The sequence below is a fragment of the Streptomyces sp. NPDC055962 genome (assembly GCF_042270185.1).
Taxonomy (GTDB): Bacteria; Actinomycetota; Actinomycetes; order Streptomycetales; family Streptomycetaceae; genus Streptomyces.
Genome location: NZ_JBHJYN010000006.1, coordinates 291,823 through 309,048 on the forward strand (window position 1 = coordinate 291,823; position 17,226 = coordinate 309,048).

Genomic DNA, 17,226 nt, shown 5'->3' on the forward strand with positions numbered 1-17,226 from the left:
AACGACGGAAGTGTCGGCAGGTGATCCGAACCGGCGTGAACGGCGCGTGGGAAGGGGCGTGGAGGCCACCTCGTAATGATCCGTCCGGTCTGCCGCACGCCCTGCCGACGCCCACGGGCTTTCAGTGATGATGAACGCACCGCACGTGATCCGAACGACTTTGCGCACCTGCCCGTGGGCAGGTGAACACACGGTGGAAGGAACCCACGTTGTTGCTGCTCATCTCACCGGACAGCGTCGAGGAAGCCCTTGACTGCGCGAAGGCGGCCGAACACCTCGACATCGTCGACGTCAAGAAGCCCGACGAGGGCTCGCTCGGGGCGAACTTCCCCTGGGTCATCAGGGAGATCCGCACTGCGGTCCCCGCGGACAAGCCGGTCTCCGCGACGGTGGGGGACGTACCGTACAAGCCCGGCACCGTGGCCCAGGCCGCGCTCGGTGCAGCTGTCTCCGGAGCCACCTACATCAAGGTCGGCCTCTACGGATGCACGACACCGGAACAGGCCGTCGAGGTCATGCGAGGTGTTGTCCGCGCGGTCAAGGAATACCGCCCGGATGCCCTCGTCGTCGCCTCGGGGTATGCCGACTCCCACCGGATCGGGTGTGTCAACCCGCTCGCGCTGCCCGAGATCGCCCGGCGCTCAGGCGCCGACGCCGCCATGCTCGACACCGCTGTCAAGGACGGAACGCGGCTGTTCGACCACGTACCGCCCGAGGCCTGTGCGGAGTTCGTCCGTCTGGCCCACGACGCTGGTCTCCTCGCAGCCCTCGCCGGCAGCATCAAGGTGCAGGACCTGGGTGTACTGACCCGTATCGGCACGGACATCGTGGGGGTACGAGGGGCCGTCTGCGAGGGAGGCGACCGCAACACCGGCAGGATCCGACCGGAACTGGTGGCCGCCTTCCGGGCGGAGATGGACCGGCACGCCACGGAACACGCGACCGCCGTCACCGCCGCGAGCTGAACGCCGGGCATGCCGACACATCCGCCCGAGCGGGCACCTCACGTCCGTGGTGAGCGCCTTCCCGTGCTTGATCCAGCAACGGGCCAGGTGTGCGAAGAGGTCGCCGACCAGCACCCGGACGAACTGGACGCGGTCATCGACCGGGCCCACGCGGCATGGCGCGACTGGCGGGCCGACTCCGCCGCCCGCACCAGCGCACTGCTCACGGCAGCCGACGCCGTGGAGAGGGCAGGGGACGACCTGGCTTCCCTGCTCACGCGTGAACAAGGGAAACCCCTGCCCGAGTCGTACGCGGAGGTGGCCCGCACGTCGGCGCGCCTGCGCTACTTCGCGGAACTGGACCCCGGATCCCAGCAGATCACCGACGGCCGGCCCGTACGGAGTGTGGTCCGCTGGCGTCCGCTCGGGCCCGTCGCCGCGATCGTTCCGTGGAACTTCCCCCTGCAACTCGCCTCGGCGAAGTTCGCTCCGGCGCTAGCCGCAGGCAACACGATGGTGCTCAAACCGTCCCCGTTCACCCCACTCGCCACAAGACTGCTGGGGTCCGTGATCTCCAGCGTCCTCCCGGAGGACGTTCTGACGATCGTCACCGGCCGCGAACCGCTGGGAGCCCGCCTCGCGTCGCATCCCGGCATCCGCCACGTGACGTTCACCGGCTCCACCCTCACCGGACGGGCGGTGGCTGAAGGTGCGGCCGCCGGACTCGCCCGGGTCACCCTGGAGCTGGGCGGGAACGACGCCGCCATCCTCCTGGAGGACGTGGATGTGGAAGGGATCGCCGACCGGCTGTTCTGGGCGGCGTTCCGCAACTGCGGGCAGGTCTGCATGGCGGTCAAACGTGTCTACGCCCCGGCCCGGCTCCACTCCCAGGTGGTCGAAGCCCTCGCACACCGTGCGAAGACCGTGGTCGTCGGGCCCGGGCTCGATCCCGGCTCGGAGCTCGGGCCGGTCAACAACGCGCCCCAACTGGCCCGGGTCGAGCGCTACACGGCCCAGGCCCTGGCAGACGGCGGGCGAGTCGTGGCCGGCGGCCGTCGGCTTGACCGGCCGGGCTACTTCTTCGCCCCCACGGTCCTGGCCGATGTGCCCTCCCACAGTCCGGTGGTGACGGAGGAGCAGTTCGGCCCCGTTCTACCGGTGCTGCCGTACAGAAACCTCGACGAAGCCGTCGAGGCGGCCAACGACACCGGGTTCGGGCTGGGCGGCTCGGTGTGGGGGACCGACGTCGACCAGGCCGAGGCGGTCGCCGACCGGCTGGAGTGCGGAACGGTGTGGATCAACCACCATGCCGAGCTGTCTCTCGCCCAGCCCTTCGCAGGGATCAAGGAGAGCGGTCTGGGGGTCGCAGGTGGGCCGTGGGGACTCTACGGAAACCTCAGACCGTTCGTCGTGCACCGTCCGGAAGACGCGTGACGATGAGGTTCGACGCTGCGGTGCTGCGTGCCTACGAGAGCCCGTTCGCCGTCGAGGAGGTGATCCTGAACGACGGGCCCCTCGACGGCGAGATCCTGGTGAGGATCGCCGGCTGCGGGTTGTGCCGGACCGACCTGGCCGTCCGGCGGTCCGCCGGCCGTTCACCGCTGCCGGCGGTGCTCGGGCACGAGGGTGCCGGGGTCGTCGTGGAGACGGGCGGTCCACACACCGGTCTGAGCGCCGGCGACCACGTCGTGCTGAGCTTCGACTCCTGCGGACACTGCCGTACCTGCATGGGTGCCGCCCCTGCGTACTGCGACTCCTTCGCCGCGCTCAACCTCTTCGGAGGGCGCAGAGAGAACGCGGCCCGCTTCACCGACGCGGCCCGACGCGAACTGGCCCCCCGGTGGTTCGGCCAGTCCTCGTTCGCCCAGTACGCCATGGTCACGGCGCGCAACGCGGTCCGGGTGGATCCCTCCCTGCCCGTCGAACTGCTCGGTCCGCTCGGCTGCGGTTTTCTCACCGGGGCCGGAGCGGTGTTCAACTCCTTCGGTGCCGGCCCCGGCGACACCCTTGCCGTTCTCGGTACGGGGGCGGTGGGCCTGGCCGCGGTCATGGCGGCCACCGCCGCCGGAGCGGTGACCGTGGCCGTCGACCGGCACCCCGAACGGCTGGCCCTGGCCGAGCGACTCGGCGCGATCCCCCTTCACGCCGCTTCACACGGTCTGTCCGACCGCATTCAGCAACTGACCGACGGCGGCGCACAGTACGCGCTGGACACCACCGGCTCCGCCGACCTCATCAACGATGGCCTTCGGGCTCTGCGCCCGACCGGTCACCTCGGTCTGGTGGCGCGGATCCACACGGCGCTTCCACTGCAACCGGGGGCACTGGACCGAGGCCGCACGATTTCACACATCTGCGAGGGGGACGCGATACCCGGACTGCTCGTTCCGCGGCTGACCTCACTCTGGCAGGCCGGACGGTTCCCCTTCGACCAGTTGATCCGTACCTACCCGCTCGCCGACATCAACGAAGCCGAACACGACTGCGAGGCGGGCCGCGTGGTCAAACCCGTCCTGATCCCGTAAGGGACCAGGCGGCAGCCGAGGCGCCGACCCCGCTCACTGCCTCGGGGCCGGCTCTTCCGTCAGGCGCAGCGGAGGTGTCGGGCCCGGAGAGACGGGCCGGGGCGGACCGGCTCGCTCACGGGGGGCCGGGCCGGCAGGAGAGTGCCCGCACACCCGCCCGCCCCGACTCGATCGGGCACGTCTCAGGAACGAGCCGTACGGAGCCCTGGCGTCGTGCACCCACCCCGGAGTGCACGCACTCCGAAGGCGTCGTCGCATCACTCACGTGCATGGTCTCTACTCGTACCAAGGGAGCACACATGGTCGACACAGCGCATCAGAACACCGCTGTGGAAGGCGTGGAAGGCGGTATCGGGGTGACCGCCCTTCTGGTCGCCGCAGCACGCGCAATCGAGACCCACCGCCCCGACAGCCTGGCTCGGGATCTTTACGCAGAACACTTCGTGCTCGCCGCTCCGCCGTCCGCGAAGTGGCCACTTCGCACCGAACACGTTCCGGACGGGGACGCGAACCCGCTGTGGGGGAGATTCGCGCGCTACTTCGGTCTCCGCACGCGGGTCCTCGACGACTTTCTCCTCCAGTCGGTGCACACGGGAGGCGCCCGCCAGGTCGTCCTGCTCGGGGCGGGCCTGGACTCCCGGGCGTTCCGACTGGACTGGCCCGGCGGCTGTGTGATCTTCGAGATGGACCGGGAAGGCGTGCTGGCCTTCAAGCACAAGGTGCTCGACGGTATCCAGGCCACCCCGAAGGCAGCACGCGTGGCGCTGCCCATGGACCTGCGCGGTGACTGGGCCGCGGCGTTGACCGATGCCGGTTTCGACCCGGCCGCACCGACTGTCTGGCTGGCCGAAGGCCTGCTGTTCTATCTGCCCGCCGCCGCCGAAACCTGTCTCATCGACACGGTGGACCGGCTCAGCGCGGGCGGAAGCGCACTCGCTTACGAGGTCAAGCTGGAGAAGGACCTCCTGGAGTACCGGGACAGCCCGCTGTACACCGCGACCAGAGACCAGATCGGCATCGACCTGCTCAGCCTGTTCGACGGCGAGCCTCGGCCCGACTCCGCTGGTGATCTCGCGAGCAGGAACTGGACCACGAGCATCCGTACCCCCTTCGAGTTCACACACCGGCACGGACGTGGCCCGCTGCCTGAACAGAACGACGCGCTGGCGGGCAACCGGTGGGTGTTCGCGAACAAGTCCCCGTCCTGAGGCGGCTCTCTACGAGATCCGGGAGCCGGCCTTCGGGAGCCGGCATCCGGGAGTTGGGCGACACCAGCACGCATCCGGTACGTGACGGGCGTCGTCCTGCCGGTCCCGCTCTACGGCCGTCGCGTGCGGCTCGGCGGTTGCGGGCCTCGCCGTCAGCACCATCGGGTGCGTGGGCAGTTCCAGTTGCCTCCGCTGCCTCCGGAGGAGGATCCGGATCCCTCCGAGCGGTCCGGCACGCCGTTCGGGAAGGTGCTGTTGCGGTTCCGGTCGCCGGGGAACGGGTCGCGATAGTCAGGATCACCGTCGTCGTCCCGGTCCGGAAGCACCGCGGGGTGGCCGTCCTCCCTGTTCGGCTTCGGGCAACCGTTGTCAGGTGCGGTCAGCTCCAGGGTCACCCACATGCTGAGGGTGACCTCCCCGCCCTCGGCCGGGTCGCTCACGCAGACGCGCCAGTTGTCGTACTCGCCCTCGTCGGGCAGCGTGTCGTTGGCGTACGCAGTGCCCGCCCGCACGTGATCGGCCTCGACGATCTTGAGATCGGCGACCTGCTTGCGTGCGGTCTTCCAGGTCTTCCAGACCAGATCCGGCATCGTCGGCCAGGGGATGGCCCCTCCGTCGGTCTCCGGGCATGGCGCGCCGGTCTGCACCGCGCCGAAGTCGACCGTCTTGCTGTCGGACCAGGTCCAGCCCGTCTCCTGGAAACAGACGGTCCAGTTGGACCGCATCCAGATGCTCTTGTGGTCGTCCGACGCGTTGTGGTCGCCCACACCGAACCCGGCGGCCTCAGCCTTGTCCCGCGCCACGTCCAGCCGCAGACCCCGGTAGTCAGCGGCCTTCGGCAGGGGCTTCGGTGTCGGCTCCCCGTCGTCCGCCGCGGGCGAGGGCGTCCGGGCGGTCAGCACGGCCGCGGTCCCTTCCCTCTCCGCCGCTTTCCCGTCCGCCTGCGCCGTGGTCGACTCGGGCTGCTCCGGAACGACCGCGCCGAGCAGCGCCATGGCCGCAATGGTCGTCACCACCTTCACGCCTCTCTGCCAGGGATTGCCCTTCCAGATCAGGACGATCGCCATGACCAGCACGAGGAACCCGAGGAACTCGTTGATCAGCCCGAACAGGGGCACCGCGAGTACGAAGCCGACACGGGCCGGAGTGGTGAGCCACCACCGAGCGCGACGCGGCAGGGCTGGAGGAGTGGGCGGGTGTTGCACAGTCGGTGTTCTTTTCTGAAGCAGGGCTGACGGTTCCGCGAGGTCACTCCGGACGTCTGTCGAGTGAAGGCATCGTACAGAGCATGTGAGAAGCCCATGAACCGAGAGCAATTGGGGGAAGTCGCCGTTCTCGACGTGGCGCTCGAAGCACGGTTCCTCCTTGTGAGGGCATCTGACAACGTGTGGTCCGGCGGCCGTGAACACGTCCCCGGCGAAGGCGATGGGACCGAATCCCATGGTGACCGGCAGCCCTGGACGGCTTCCGGCCGGCCCCGGGTGCGGCAGAGGAACACCGGCCTGGTCGCTGCGGAGCGAAGGCAGCCGAACGTTCTCGTCGACGAGGTGTCCTGGGCGGAAGCGTGGCGGTGCCCGCGAGTTCCGGCTGGTCATGGATATGTGCGGATGGTTCTCACGTCCGTGCGGGGGAGCGGAGCAGGTCCGTCGCGGGAGAGGGCCCGCGCAGGCGTCACCCGAAGCCGCTGGTCCACAGGCCAGGGACCTGAACGAGTCCCCTGCGTGTGGTGACCTGCGCGAGCAGGGGCGTGCCCGGTTCCGCTGAGACGGGGGCCCTTTGTCCTTCGTCAAGGTGTGACCGTGTGCCGCAGCCGGCAACTCTTGAGCACCCTGGCAACCATTCCGGCTCGGCGGGGGTCCTCCATACCGGGCCCCGCTCGGGGCCATCGAGGCGGAGGGGTGGAGCGCCGTGGGGGTCCGCAGGGCAGGGAAAGGCGTTGCGAACTTCCTGGTCGAGACGGTGGGAGAAGCCGTCGCCGAGGTGATCCTCAGCCTGCTCGCCTGTGCCCTGCTCGGCTGCCTGGCTCTGGTCGCCTACCTGAGCTGGTCCCTCAGCCCACGCTTCACCATCGTGGGGGCCGGGTTACTCAGCCTCTTCCTCGCCTACGGCGCCTGGCATACCTTCCGCACCCCTGCGAAGGGGCGCCGTCGGGGCCTCGCGGCCCTGACCGCTGCCGGCTTCACCGTGACCGCTATGACGGCCCTCTTCCTGCTGCTCCATGCCACAGGATGCGACTGCCTGTGAGGTGGTGTGGTTCAGTCGGGCAAGGGGCCTGTCATGCGGTAGCTGTTTCGGGGATGCGTGACTCGTAGAAGGTGCCGTCGCGGAGCACGGCGAACAGGACGCTGATGCGTTGGCGGGCGAGGCGGAGGAGGGCCTGGGTGTGCGGCTTGCCGCGGGCGCGTTGCTCGTCGTAGTAGGTGCGGGAGGCGGGGGCGGCGTTCATGCAGGCGAAGGCGGAGAGGAACATGGCGCGTTTGAGCTGCCGGTTTCCGCCTCGAGGTGCGTGTTCGCCGTGGATGGAGGTGCCCGACTGTTTCGTGGTGGAGGCGAGGCCGGCGTAGGAGGCGAGGTGGGCGGCGGTGGGAAAGCTGGTGCCGTCGCCGACGGTGACCAGCAGGACGGCGGCGGTCCTGACGCCGACGCCGGGCATCGACGTCAGGACCTTCGAAAGAGGGTGAGCGTCCAGCAGGCTGCTGATCTGGGCTTCCATCGCCCGGCGCTGGGTGTGGACGGCGGCGAGCTGACCGGTCAGGGAGGTGATGACGATGTCCAGGGTGCCGGTGCCGGGGACGACGGCGGTCTGCTCGTCCAGGGCGTCGAAGACGTCGTCGATCAGCCGGGCGGCCATGCGCGGGGCCTACGGGCGGATCAGTTCGACGAGTCTGCGGCGGCCCGCCGTGCGCAGGGCAGGCCGCCGCAGCCGTATCGCTCCGGCAGCCAGGTCACGGCCTGGTGGTCGAGGCGCGGCCCGAGGACGCGTTCCAGGCTGGGGTGGAACTGAGTGAGCAGGCCGCGTACGCGGTTGGAGGTGCGGGTGGCCTCGGCGGCGAGGTCCTGATCGAAGCCGGTCAGCACGGTCAGCTCGGCAGTGATCTCGTCGGTCACCTCCAGCGAGCGCAGGGTGCGCGGCATCGTCCGTGCGGCGTCCGCGATGACGGCGGCGTCCTTGGCGTCTGTCTTGGTGGCTCCGTAGGCGAGAAGGAAGAGCAGATGTTGACGGATTTCAGCAGCGGTCCCGGCTCTGAGAGGCTGTAAATGTCGATGAGAAGTAGCAGTACCTGAGTTCACCGGTGCTGTGGGGCCTCGCCGGGAAGTCTCAGTCATCTGAGCCGGCGCTTCCACCAAGGCTCGAAGGCAGGCGCGAAGGGATCTTGCAGTGTCCGCGCCAAGAATCGGTCATCCAGAGGGGCGACCGTCGTGAGGAGCTCGCGACGCGCCTTCCGACCCATGGATGCGGCTGCCCCTTCTAGAAGCGTTCGGGCATGCATGTCTCTCCAGCACGTGGTTCCGTGTCCACGGTTGGATCCATGGTCTGGCCACTCGTGAAGCGCCAAGGCCCATGCCCGGAAGGCGCAGGCGACAGCCCCCGGGGGCAGCCGGTATCGCGTCTCGAACTGCGCGATCTGTCGATTTGTCGCAGCGGACAAGCCAGTGATGACTTGTCTGGTGCCGGCTGCACTGCGTGAGGACTGTTCGGCCCTGATCTCGCCTGGTGAACGGCGAGGCATAAGACTTCCGGGTGGTCAGAAGACAAGTGTCCTGACGATAGACCATCGTCTCGGACGGCCTCAAGAGGGGGCTGCGCGACAGTGGTTAGGCCCTTGAGTCAGCCAGCGGTCGCTTGCTCGGCGCGGGCGCGGGTGGTGGCGAGTCGGTAGGAGTCGGTGCCGGTCTCGATGATGTTGACGCCGAATGTGAGGCGGTCGACGATGGCCGCGCAGAGGCGCGGGTCGGTGAACGTCTTGGTCCAGCCGGAGAACGATTCGTTCGAGGCGATCGCCACGCCGGTCCGGCGAGGGGGCCTGCCCGGCCAGGCCCCGATCATCTGGTGGGCGGCTGTCGGCTGCGGTTCCCGAGCGCTTGCTCGATGCGACGTGTACCGCTCGTGGTCGCAGGAAGGGGGAGGAGGCCGTCGGCGGGCGGCCGGGCCCTGGCAGACTGCTTCGCATGAGCTCCCTGACGCCTGCCCGCGCCCTCCTTCTGGTCACCAGCGGCATAGCCTGCCTGGCCACCGCGGCCGGCGCGCTGGTGGGCCTCGTCGTCGGCGGGCCGCTCGCTGCGCTGGTCCTGGGAATCAGCATGGCGGCCGGAAGCACCGCCGGGGCCCTTCTCGTACGGCGGCGCGCCATGGCAGCCCACCAGCGTGCCAGGGCGGCGGTGATGGCGCAGGGGTACGCCGAGGGCATCGCTCAGTACGTCCTGCTGATCGTCTGTACCTACGAGGCCGCTGTCTTCCCCCGGAGCGGCCCCGGCGGCGTCACCCTCGAGGAACGCGCTGCTCGGCGCACCGAGGCCTACAAGATCGCCGCCGAGGAGGAGGTGCCTCACCGGGTGCGCGAGGCAGCGGCAGGTGTTCTGGCGGCCCTGGACGACCGTGACCGCAGCCGCGCTGCCACTGCTCAGGCTGCGCTCATCATGGCCGTGCACGAGCACGCCAAGCAGCCTGTTCCGCTGCCCCGGGCGCGGCGGTAGCCGCCGCCCGCGTACATCTTCACTTCATCGCTCTGCCGACTCCCCACGGCCTCACCGTCGGCCCGGCCGGCGTGAGCAGGGGCGGGAGACCCCGGGCCAGGGCTCGCGCCGCCGGATCCGGTGAGGAGTGAGGCCTGCCGGGGGAGGGGCTGACTCCGCCGCCTCACGGTTCTCTGGCCTACTGCTTGCGTGCAAGGCCTCCGGCGATGCACCGCTGGGCCACGTTGAGCGGCTTGAGCTGCTGGGCCTCGGGCCTCCAGTCGACGCACCGGACCAGGCCGGGCGCGACCAGCTCCAAACCGTTGAACAACCTCGTGAGTTCGGATGCGGTGGAGAAGGTGCCGCTGCCCATCATGCTGTGCAGGAACACGGCCTCCATCTTCCGGGCCGTCGCGCTGTGCTCGTCCTCCGGGTCCAGGAAATGGCTGATCGCCACGTAGGAACCAGGGGGCAGAGCGTCGATGTAGGAGCGCATGATGTCCTGGCGGGTGCGGGTGTGTTCCCCGTTGTAGTGGTGCAAGGTGCCCATCTGCAGCAGTGCGATCGGCGAGTCCCAGTCCAGGTGGGACCGCACCGCTTCGTCCCGCAGCAATGCCTCGGGATCGAAGATGTCACCGGAGACGATGACGGCGTTCTCGTTCTGCTCCAGCAGCGCGCGGCTGTGAGCCAGCACCAGAGGGTCGTTGTCCACGTAGACGACCCGTGAAGTCGGGGAGCTCCTCTGCACCACGGTATGAGTGTTCTCCGCTGTCGGAAGGCCGGATCCGCAGTCCAGGAACTGTGTGATCCCTGCGTGCTCGGCCAGGAAGCGGCATGCACGGATCAGGAAGCGACGGTTCTCGATGGCCAGATCCGCAGCTTCGGGAGCCGTCTTGAGCACACTGCGGACAACCTGGCGGTCCACCTCGTAGTTGTCCGAGCCGCTGAGGAAGCCGTCGTACACCCTGGCGATACTGGGCTTCGTCGCATCCACATACGGGGGAACGGGCTTACCGGACGTGACATCAGACATGGTGTCCCTCACAAGCGGTCTCGACGAAGCAGATGGGCACCGGCACCTCACATCACGTCGGTCTCACCGACTGCACAGCGGACCGGTCGGCCAGTGGACCTTATGCCGTCGGAGCTCGTGACGCTGTAGTTTCCTGCTTCGAGGGGCATGTGCCACCCATTCGTGCGACCTGAGGCATCGCCGCCAGCGGGTCTGCGCGTCGAAGAGCGGGCGCCCGCACGCATCTCCTGGGTGCGATCGAGGCACCGTGACGGTCCGGACAACGAGGACCTCCGTCCTGGCTTTGGTTCCGCCGCCTGCGGATCCATCGGGAGATACGCGATGAACATCCACGAAGCCTTCCTCAGCCTCGCCTGTGGTCCCATCTGCCGGCGGCGATCGACGAGGCTGCCGGCGTCCTGGCTCTCGGTGCCCGAGGAACCCCGGAAGCCACGATCTTCGACAACCGGGAAGGCCTGCTCGGCGCCCGCCGTCCAGGCATCGATCCGGGCAGGGGAAGACCGGATGGCATTGATCAGTGCCTCAAGTGCATCAAGTTTCTCCTGGCCGATGTTCAGACTCAGGTCCTGCATCGACACCTCGCGGTACGGCATGCTCAGCTGCCACCAGAACCGCATGAGGAAGCGACACTCCTGCGGATCACGGTCGTCTGCCAGGCGGTCATGGATGACCGCCTGGACGCGCCGCCTCTGTTCGTCGTCACGAAAGCCGTTGCTGAGGTCGGTCAGGGTCACGCCCGGACCCTGACAACCCCACGCATCACCCATGACGGGGCTGTCGCGGCGCCCGGGCAGGCGCCCTTCGCGAGGAGTTCCAAGCCCTGTTCATGCCACCGATCTGGCGGCCTGCTCGATCCTCGCGCGGTGGGCCGCTCGGGCTTCCTCGTCGATCTGCTGCTCGTGCTCGGCGCGTAGCCCCGTCCGGCCGTCGAGGCCCTCGCGCAGGATGTCGGCCTGTCCTGCATGCCGGACGGAGTCACTGAGGACATGGACCATGACGGCGAACAGGTTCGTGCGGGAATAGGGCTCCGGCCACCACGGCACGTGGCCGGGGGCGTCGAGGGGAAGCTCGCTGATCGTCGCGTCCGAGTGTTCCCACGTGCGCCTGTAGAACCCGATGATCTGATCGCGCGTCTCGTCCCCGGTCGCCCACAGATCTCCACCGTCGTCGTCCTGCCACCGGGGCAGTGGTTCCGGCGAAGGGCGGTCGAAGACCTCGCCGAAGTACCTGGCCTCCACGCCGGCCACGTGCTTGATGAGGCCGAGGAGGTTGGTCCCCGTCACCGTCAAGGGGCGACGGGCGTCGTATTCGGACAAGCCATCGAGCTTCCAGAGCAGCGCCTCGCGGTCCCGCCTCAGTCTGCTGTGCAAGTTGACTTTCGCGAATTCATCGATCATGCGGTGTGAGCCTGCCATGGGCTGCACGCCACCTCAACATCCCGCACGACGTGCGCCGCGGCTGGCAGAACCGTGAGCACCAGTCGTGCCTGACCTGCTACGAGGAGCAAGGAAGCTGTCCATGAGGGCACCTCATTGCCTGCACCTACGCGATGTGCACGGCACTTCAGACGGGCGCGCCGTCGCCGGCAGGGCGGCGGTCTGCCGGCGAGCCTGACGGCGGTGCTCGCCGCGTAGTCCTCGGTCATGAGCGTGTCGCCTGCGTCCGTGGGCCCACCGGGGAACCGGCGGGCCCAGTGCCAGTCGTGCGGCTGCTGCCGGTGGCCTCAGATAGTCGTGATCACTACACGCCGGGCGTAGGGCGCGCCCTCGCTGTTGTCCACGATCGCCGTGATCTGGACAGGGTCGCCCTCCCCGAACGGGAGATGATCCCCCCATGTGCGGGCGGTGAGCGCCACGGTGCGCTTCTGCCCGTCACATGTCAGTTGGGAGGGCTGCAGGGTCGCGACTCCGCGAGGGCTGTCGAGCTGCGTGTCCCGCTCGTCGGCGAGCCGCCAGGCTATGCCCAGGTAGAGCGTCGGAGTCGGGTCGCAGGAGTAGATCAGGTCGACGGTGATGCCGTCCCCGTCCCGCTTCGTCGCAGGGGCGTACCTGACATCGCCGACAGCAACGGTGTTGTCCTTGCCGAAGATGGTCGAGTCGTCCCCCGCCAGGGCCGGAGGAGCGGCGGCCAGGGTGCCCGCCCCGGCCAGGAGCGCGGCAACGGCGACGACGGAGACGCGACGGCGCAGAGCTAACGAGTGCATGTGAACTCCCCATTTCAGTATACGAGTTGCAGGATCTCCGTCGTGGATCTTCGCAGTCGTCCGGACACGTGTCCAGAGTGCTCCGCACGCCGTCAGCGGCTCTGCCTGGCACGTTGTCGGACGTAGCTTCCGGCATGCTGGGCCGGCCTGCCTCCATGGCCTGTCCCTCTCTCGCGCACGCAGTAGGCAGTCGGATTCCTCGTGGATGACAGTGCGCGGCTTGGCCCTGGCACGTCGACCGGGCCGTGGGCTTTGCGGTGTGCGCTGAAACGGGCCTGGGTCCTCTGCCGGATTCACGCTTCTGCTGATGCTCTCTTCGAACTACCGGACTCTTTTCGGCCGTTCGTGCACGGACTCCCTCGTGTTCCTCGATAGTGGGTGACGTATTGGCCATTGATCGGAAGGAGTTGTTCCATGCGATGGAGAAGGACGGCAGTAACACTGGGTCTGGTAGGGCTGCTCTCTGTGCCGGCGGCCGGGATCTCGGCGGCCGCACCCGCAGCGCCCCAGGCGGCGACCGCCGTGTCATGCAGGCTCTTGGACTTCATCGGTTACTACTGTGGCTACCACCTCAGTAACACCCGTGCGGACCCTGGCAACTCGGGTGCGAAGGTGCAGGAGCTCCAGGCCCTGCTGATCTTCAAGGGATTCTCCGTGGGGTCCACCGGTGTGGACGGCCAGTTCGGTGCCGCCACGGAATCTGCGGTAAGGCGCTTCCAGACGTCCAGAGGGATCAGCGCCGACGGCATAGTCGGCCCGACGACCTGGCATTACCTTCGTACGCCTGGTCTCTGACCGGATCCAGGACAGCTGGACCTCTTGGCGTCTGGCTGTCCTGACGATGGAGGCTGGCCCGGGGCGAAGGAGGAGGGGATCCCGCCTGGTTGCTGCGGGCTCCGGATCGACCTCGGGGGAGCGGGCGACCGACCCTTGCACGGTGATGACGTCGTCCCCGTGCAGCGGCGGGAGTACTGGCGACCCGGGCCCGATCGCTCGACAGGTTCCTGCCGGCTGTACTCCCCTGACCGTCTTCGCGGTGGTCTGCACGTAAGGGGTGAACGTGTCGGCCTGGTCGGAGGGCGGAATGCCTCCGAAGACCGGTTCCCTTCGGCGCCACGTGGTGGCGACGGCTTCCTGTGGGGCGCGGACGGCCGCTGAGGGCTGACGACCATGCCCACAGGTGCAGGCGAACGGCTCCCGGGCGAGGGCGGGACTTCTTGGGTCCGGACCGGAGGCGTTCCGACCTGTGGCTAAAAAGCGGTGTCCGCCGTGTCAGTACCCGCGCGCGAGTGCAAGCGCGTGAGCCGCCGCCGGCTGAGACCGTCTCGTCGGCTGGGAGACCGGCGCCCCTGCGGGCGGGGGTCTCACCTGATCAACCGGTCAAAGTGCCCTGATGGAAATACATCCGCCAGCCCGTCTCCGTCAAACGCCACAAAGAGCTCCGCCATGCCCGACGGCCATGGTGGTCGGTGAGGTATCTCAGATGAACGACGCCCGGAGCGAGGACGACTCCAGACATCTCGCTGACCTCGACCGGAGACTCCGCGGACACCGAGCCGCTGCTCGTGACCGTGAGGATCGACCTCACATCCCACCGGCGGCCAGAAGCCCCGACTTCGGTCCACTCCGGATCCAGAAGCTCCAGGACACGGTCCGGCGAAGCCCGCACCTCGGGATCGAGAAGCTGCATCTCCCCGTCAATGGCCGCTTGCACGGCGCGCTCACGCTCGTCCGTCATGCAGGAACCCTACGGCCGCCGTTTGTCGAGGCACAGCGAATTGATCAGTCGACCGGCGACGGCACGACGGCGCGGGCGAATCCAGCGAGCGTCCTCCGCCGGCGTGATCAACAACTGCCTCGGGAATTCAGGCACACATGCTGCCGCCAGACGTGAACGAAGCCACGCGGCCGATCGTCCGCACAGGGACAGCCAGCAGCGTCCCGCCTTCTCATCGAGGGGAGAACGACCTCCCGGACTGGACGTGTTCACGGACGACGAGGACTTGCCGGTCTACGCGTCCCTTGTAGATGGGCGTAGGGGTTAGGACGTCGAAGCCGCCTGGCCGACGGCTCCCCGATTGCTTCCGGACGCAGCAGGACTGCCTTACTTGGGGTGCCATCACGACGGACGGTTTTCGTTCGGCCGTAGACGATCGCCATCAGGACGTTGCCGAAGTGAGCGAAGGCTCGACGGTGGCAGTCGAGGTACATCCGGAGATCCTGAGGCTCCGGACCCTGTGAGTTGAAGGACAAGTCGCCGAGACCGAGACCGATCGCCCAGCGGGCCAAGAAATTCGCGTCGCAGACCACGTGTCGGGTCCGCGGCTTCGTCAGCCCGGCCTCACATTTCGGGCGGTCTCCATGATCCTGTCGACGGCAGGAGAGTCGGTTTTGCTCGGCAGCGTGCTCAGCTTCAGATCGTCGAAGACGGCCCCGATGTGATGACCTACGCCGTCCTGCCCCGACCCGCCCCAGTGTAGTCCGACGACCTGCCGTTTCTGAGCCGCTGGGGCTGCATTTCCGGGGGAGGAAAGGTACAGCGCTCCCGAGTCCCCGCCCAGAGAGAAGTCGCCGCCCTCGGCATCGATCCAAAGATCGGAGTGCGAGCCGCGGTAATCCGAGTCGAAGTCGATCAGGTCGACGGTGCCGAAGGTGAGTCCCGTCGCACGTCCCGTTTTCTGCACGCGCATATCCAAGGTCGCCTCGGCGATCTCGAAAACCGCCGGCCCTCCCTCGGCGACGGACGCACGGACGATCGACACATCAGCAGGCTCGGCTATCGCAGCGTCGAGTGATCCTGCGCGCAGGACGGTGGCGATGAGATCGTCCGTTGGAACCCCGCCGTCCTCGGCTGAAGGCTGAATGACGCCCACCCCGGAGCGAGAACCGAAAAGATGGGCATTGGACAGCGCAACTACTTGGCGAGTCACGGTGTCCCATACCCATCCCCCCAGGGTGCCCGATCCGACGTGTGTGCCCACGGTGCCGACGCTCACTCCACCGGGAACCGGGCGGATTCTATCCGTCTCCGGAACGGGTTTCGTGTGCTGCTGCACGTCCACGCGTACCGAGACGTCCCGCCCGTCCTCTTGGGTGAAGCACAGCTCTCGGGGCAGCAATCGAGCGGGAGGAATTGCACTTTCCGGATGTTTCTCGCGAAGATGCACGACGACGGCGTACTCGTCCGTCTTTTCTCCGGCCCGCCGACGCCGACCTACCCCCACACCCTCCACGTCGGGGTGGGCCAGCAGCTGAGGGCCGAAGCGCTCCTTCGCCTCCCGGACAATGCGCAGGTCGTCGTTTTCCATCATGTTCCGCCCGCGCGAGTCACTCGGGGCGCGCGCCCGCGTCTCCCGCCCCCGCGTCGCCGCCGCCGACCGGGGTCACGGGAGGACGACCACTGATCGAGTCGCACCCGCATTCAGGAGTGACCACCGCGTCCGAGTGATCGGCCTCTTCCGGAAGGGCACTCCCCTTCGCGGCGACCAGTTCACTGATCACACGGACCGGTCGTATATCCATGGCAACCGTGTCGATTCCAGCTTCGCCGAGTGCGCCTCTCACTTCGTCCCACAGGTTGTGCTTCTCGATGAAACGGATGTGGCTGCGGAACGTGTCGACGGGCACGTCGGCAAGCCGTTCACCGTCACCTTTCGCCTGGTCGGCATAGGTTCCCACGGCGCACTCCTTACTCGCTGCCTGCTGTCAGGATCCCACGCCCTTTCCCTCCGTGCACGTCGGAACGGGGAGTATGCAACTCGGAGTTGGTGTGTCCGTGAAGAGGAATGTGTGCCGAAAAGCAAAAACTGTCATGCCATTACTGTGCCGGAATCATGTGATGTAGATCAATGAGCCGCCTGTCGGGCCACTCATCGGACATTCGGGCCGGGAGAAGACCGATGTGGGGCGTGGTGTGAGCGTCACCTTCTCCTCTCGGCGTGATCCATCCGATCCGTGAGTTCGCACACCGTTCGTGGATGTGCATCAATGGCCCTGGGGACTAAAAACGGTCCAGTCATGGCCGGATGAGATACCTGCTTCCGGGATACGGCCCACGGTGGAGAGCGTTCCAGACAGCAGAGTTCGATCGCCAGGAGGAGGCTCCCCGTGAAGCTCAGCTATGACGAGATTGTGCAGATGCTGCGCGACAGGCCCGAGAAGACCCGAACCTACGAAGTCGAATCCGGTGTCATCGAACGACTCCCGTCAGACACGCCGGCGTGTCTGCGCCCTATGGACGAGGACGAGGTGCGGGAACTGGCGAACTACCTTCAGGTCTCACCCTCCGCTCTGCGCGGGCCGTTCCACGTGGTCGACCACACGTGCTCCTCCTGTGCCCGCACGACTACGTTCCTCGACTTCGTCAAGACCGCGGTCGACGCCCAGTTGCACGGCCGGGACACGTTGCGGTCCGTCCTCACCGATGCCGAAGCGTCGTGGGTCACGGTCCGCGGGCGTGACGGCGGCCGACCGGTGCTGTGCGCCAACTGCGGAAACACCTTGCTGGGCGCACTCAAGTGCGGGGGCGGCGAATACTCCGAGTACTCGTCAGGTACGTACGCCTACGCCTGACGCGTGCGGGGCCGCCGGCGACCGTCATTCGGGCCTTGCTCGATCATCAATGACGGCTACAGCTCGC

16 protein-coding genes and 2 pseudogenes are annotated in these 17,226 nt (G+C 67.8%); 8 read left to right on the plus strand and 10 right to left on the minus strand.

Annotation, left to right across the window (positions count from 1 at the left end; genetic code table 11):
- The first annotated feature begins 209 nt into the window (after positions 1-209).
- The 4 genes from ACFC51_RS19825 (at position 210) to ACFC51_RS19840 (ending at position 4,677) form a co-directional block, all read left to right on the plus strand.
- Complete coding sequence (locus ACFC51_RS19825) at positions 210-965, plus strand: (5-formylfuran-3-yl)methyl phosphate synthase (protein ID WP_376369056.1); 756 nt, start codon at positions 210-212, stop codon at positions 963-965.
- Between the two features lie 9 nt (positions 966-974).
- Positions 975-2,378 carry an aldehyde dehydrogenase family protein gene (locus ACFC51_RS19830; RefSeq protein WP_376529898.1) on the plus strand — a complete coding sequence of 468 codons (1,404 nt, stop codon included), beginning with the start codon at positions 975-977 and terminating at the stop codon, positions 2,376-2,378.
- Between the two features lie 2 nt (positions 2,379-2,380).
- Entirely contained in the window at positions 2,381-3,469 is a 1,089-nt protein-coding gene (locus ACFC51_RS19835; protein WP_376529900.1) for an NAD(P)-dependent alcohol dehydrogenase, read from the plus strand.
- Between the two features lie 299 nt (positions 3,470-3,768).
- Positions 3,769-4,677, plus strand: coding sequence for a class I SAM-dependent methyltransferase (locus tag ACFC51_RS19840; RefSeq protein WP_376529902.1), 909 nt, complete (start codon positions 3,769-3,771; stop codon positions 4,675-4,677).
- Positions 4,678-4,829: 152 nt separating this feature from the next.
- Here ACFC51_RS19840 and ACFC51_RS19845 read toward each other — a convergent pair whose 3' ends face one another.
- Positions 4,830-5,795, minus strand: a complete 966-nt coding sequence (locus ACFC51_RS19845) for a hypothetical protein (protein ID WP_376529904.1) — start codon at positions 5,793-5,795, stop codon at positions 4,830-4,832.
- Positions 5,796-6,585: 790 nt separating this feature from the next.
- On the opposite strand from ACFC51_RS19845, the gene ACFC51_RS19850 reads away from it, so the two are divergent.
- Positions 6,586-6,921: a lysine transporter LysE gene (locus tag ACFC51_RS19850; RefSeq protein WP_376529906.1), complete on the plus strand. Its 336-nt coding sequence runs from the start codon at positions 6,586-6,588 to the stop codon at positions 6,919-6,921.
- A gap of 31 nt (positions 6,922-6,952) precedes the next feature.
- Here the strand turns inward: ACFC51_RS19850 and ACFC51_RS19855 are convergent.
- Positions 6,953-7,869 (minus strand): annotated as a pseudogene (locus tag ACFC51_RS19855) (IS110 family transposase); the annotation flags it as partial.
- A gap of 637 nt (positions 7,870-8,506) precedes the next feature.
- A pseudogene (locus ACFC51_RS19860) lies at positions 8,507-8,692 on the minus strand (ATP-binding protein); the annotation flags it as partial.
- 155 nt (positions 8,693-8,847) lie between these two features.
- Between ACFC51_RS19860 and ACFC51_RS19865 the strand changes: the two are divergent.
- Positions 8,848-9,372: a hypothetical protein gene (locus ACFC51_RS19865; RefSeq protein WP_376369062.1), complete on the plus strand. Its 525-nt coding sequence runs from the start codon at positions 8,848-8,850 to the stop codon at positions 9,370-9,372.
- 178 nt (positions 9,373-9,550) lie between these two features.
- Here the strand turns inward: ACFC51_RS19865 and ACFC51_RS19870 are convergent, their stop codons facing one another.
- From ACFC51_RS19870 to ACFC51_RS19885, 4 genes are all read right to left on the minus strand, one after another.
- The gene (locus ACFC51_RS19870; RefSeq protein ID WP_376369063.1) at positions 9,551-10,384 is read right to left on the minus strand and encodes an SAM-dependent methyltransferase; all 834 of its coding nucleotides are present in this window, start codon (positions 10,382-10,384) and stop codon (positions 9,551-9,553) included.
- A 47-nt stretch (positions 10,385-10,431) separates the two neighbouring features.
- Positions 10,432-11,118 carry a hypothetical protein gene (locus tag ACFC51_RS19875; RefSeq protein ID WP_376369064.1) on the minus strand — a complete coding sequence of 229 codons (687 nt, stop codon included), beginning with the start codon at positions 11,116-11,118 and terminating at the stop codon, positions 10,432-10,434.
- A 90-nt stretch (positions 11,119-11,208) separates the two neighbouring features.
- The gene (locus ACFC51_RS19880) at positions 11,209-11,781 is read right to left on the minus strand and encodes a DinB family protein (RefSeq protein ID WP_376369065.1); all 573 of its coding nucleotides are present in this window, start codon (positions 11,779-11,781) and stop codon (positions 11,209-11,211) included.
- 326 nt (positions 11,782-12,107) lie between these two features.
- Entirely contained in the window at positions 12,108-12,587 is a 480-nt protein-coding gene (locus ACFC51_RS19885; protein WP_376369066.1) for a hypothetical protein, read from the minus strand.
- Positions 12,588-13,001: 414 nt separating this feature from the next.
- Between ACFC51_RS19885 and ACFC51_RS19890 the strand changes: the two genes are divergently transcribed.
- Positions 13,002-13,382: a peptidoglycan-binding protein gene (locus tag ACFC51_RS19890; protein ID WP_376369067.1), complete on the plus strand. Its 381-nt coding sequence runs from the start codon at positions 13,002-13,004 to the stop codon at positions 13,380-13,382.
- Between the two features lie 577 nt (positions 13,383-13,959).
- Here ACFC51_RS19890 and ACFC51_RS19895 read toward each other — a convergent pair.
- The 3 genes from ACFC51_RS19895 to ACFC51_RS19905 form a co-directional block, all read right to left on the minus strand.
- Complete coding sequence (locus tag ACFC51_RS19895) at positions 13,960-14,325, minus strand: DUF4440 domain-containing protein (protein WP_376369068.1); 366 nt, start codon at positions 14,323-14,325, stop codon at positions 13,960-13,962.
- A gap of 592 nt (positions 14,326-14,917) precedes the next feature.
- Positions 14,918-15,898 (minus strand): hypothetical protein, encoded by a 981-nt coding sequence (locus tag ACFC51_RS19900; RefSeq protein ID WP_376529908.1) that lies wholly within the window; start codon positions 15,896-15,898, stop codon positions 14,918-14,920.
- A gap of 16 nt (positions 15,899-15,914) precedes the next feature.
- Positions 15,915-16,265, minus strand: coding sequence for a hypothetical protein (locus ACFC51_RS19905; protein ID WP_376529910.1), 351 nt, complete (start codon positions 16,263-16,265; stop codon positions 15,915-15,917).
- Positions 16,266-16,694: 429 nt separating this feature from the next.
- Between ACFC51_RS19905 and ACFC51_RS19910 the strand changes: the two genes are divergently transcribed.
- Positions 16,695-17,159: a hypothetical protein gene (locus tag ACFC51_RS19910; RefSeq protein ID WP_376529912.1), complete on the plus strand. Its 465-nt coding sequence runs from the start codon at positions 16,695-16,697 to the stop codon at positions 17,157-17,159.
- The last annotated feature ends 67 nt before the right edge of the window (positions 17,160-17,226 follow it).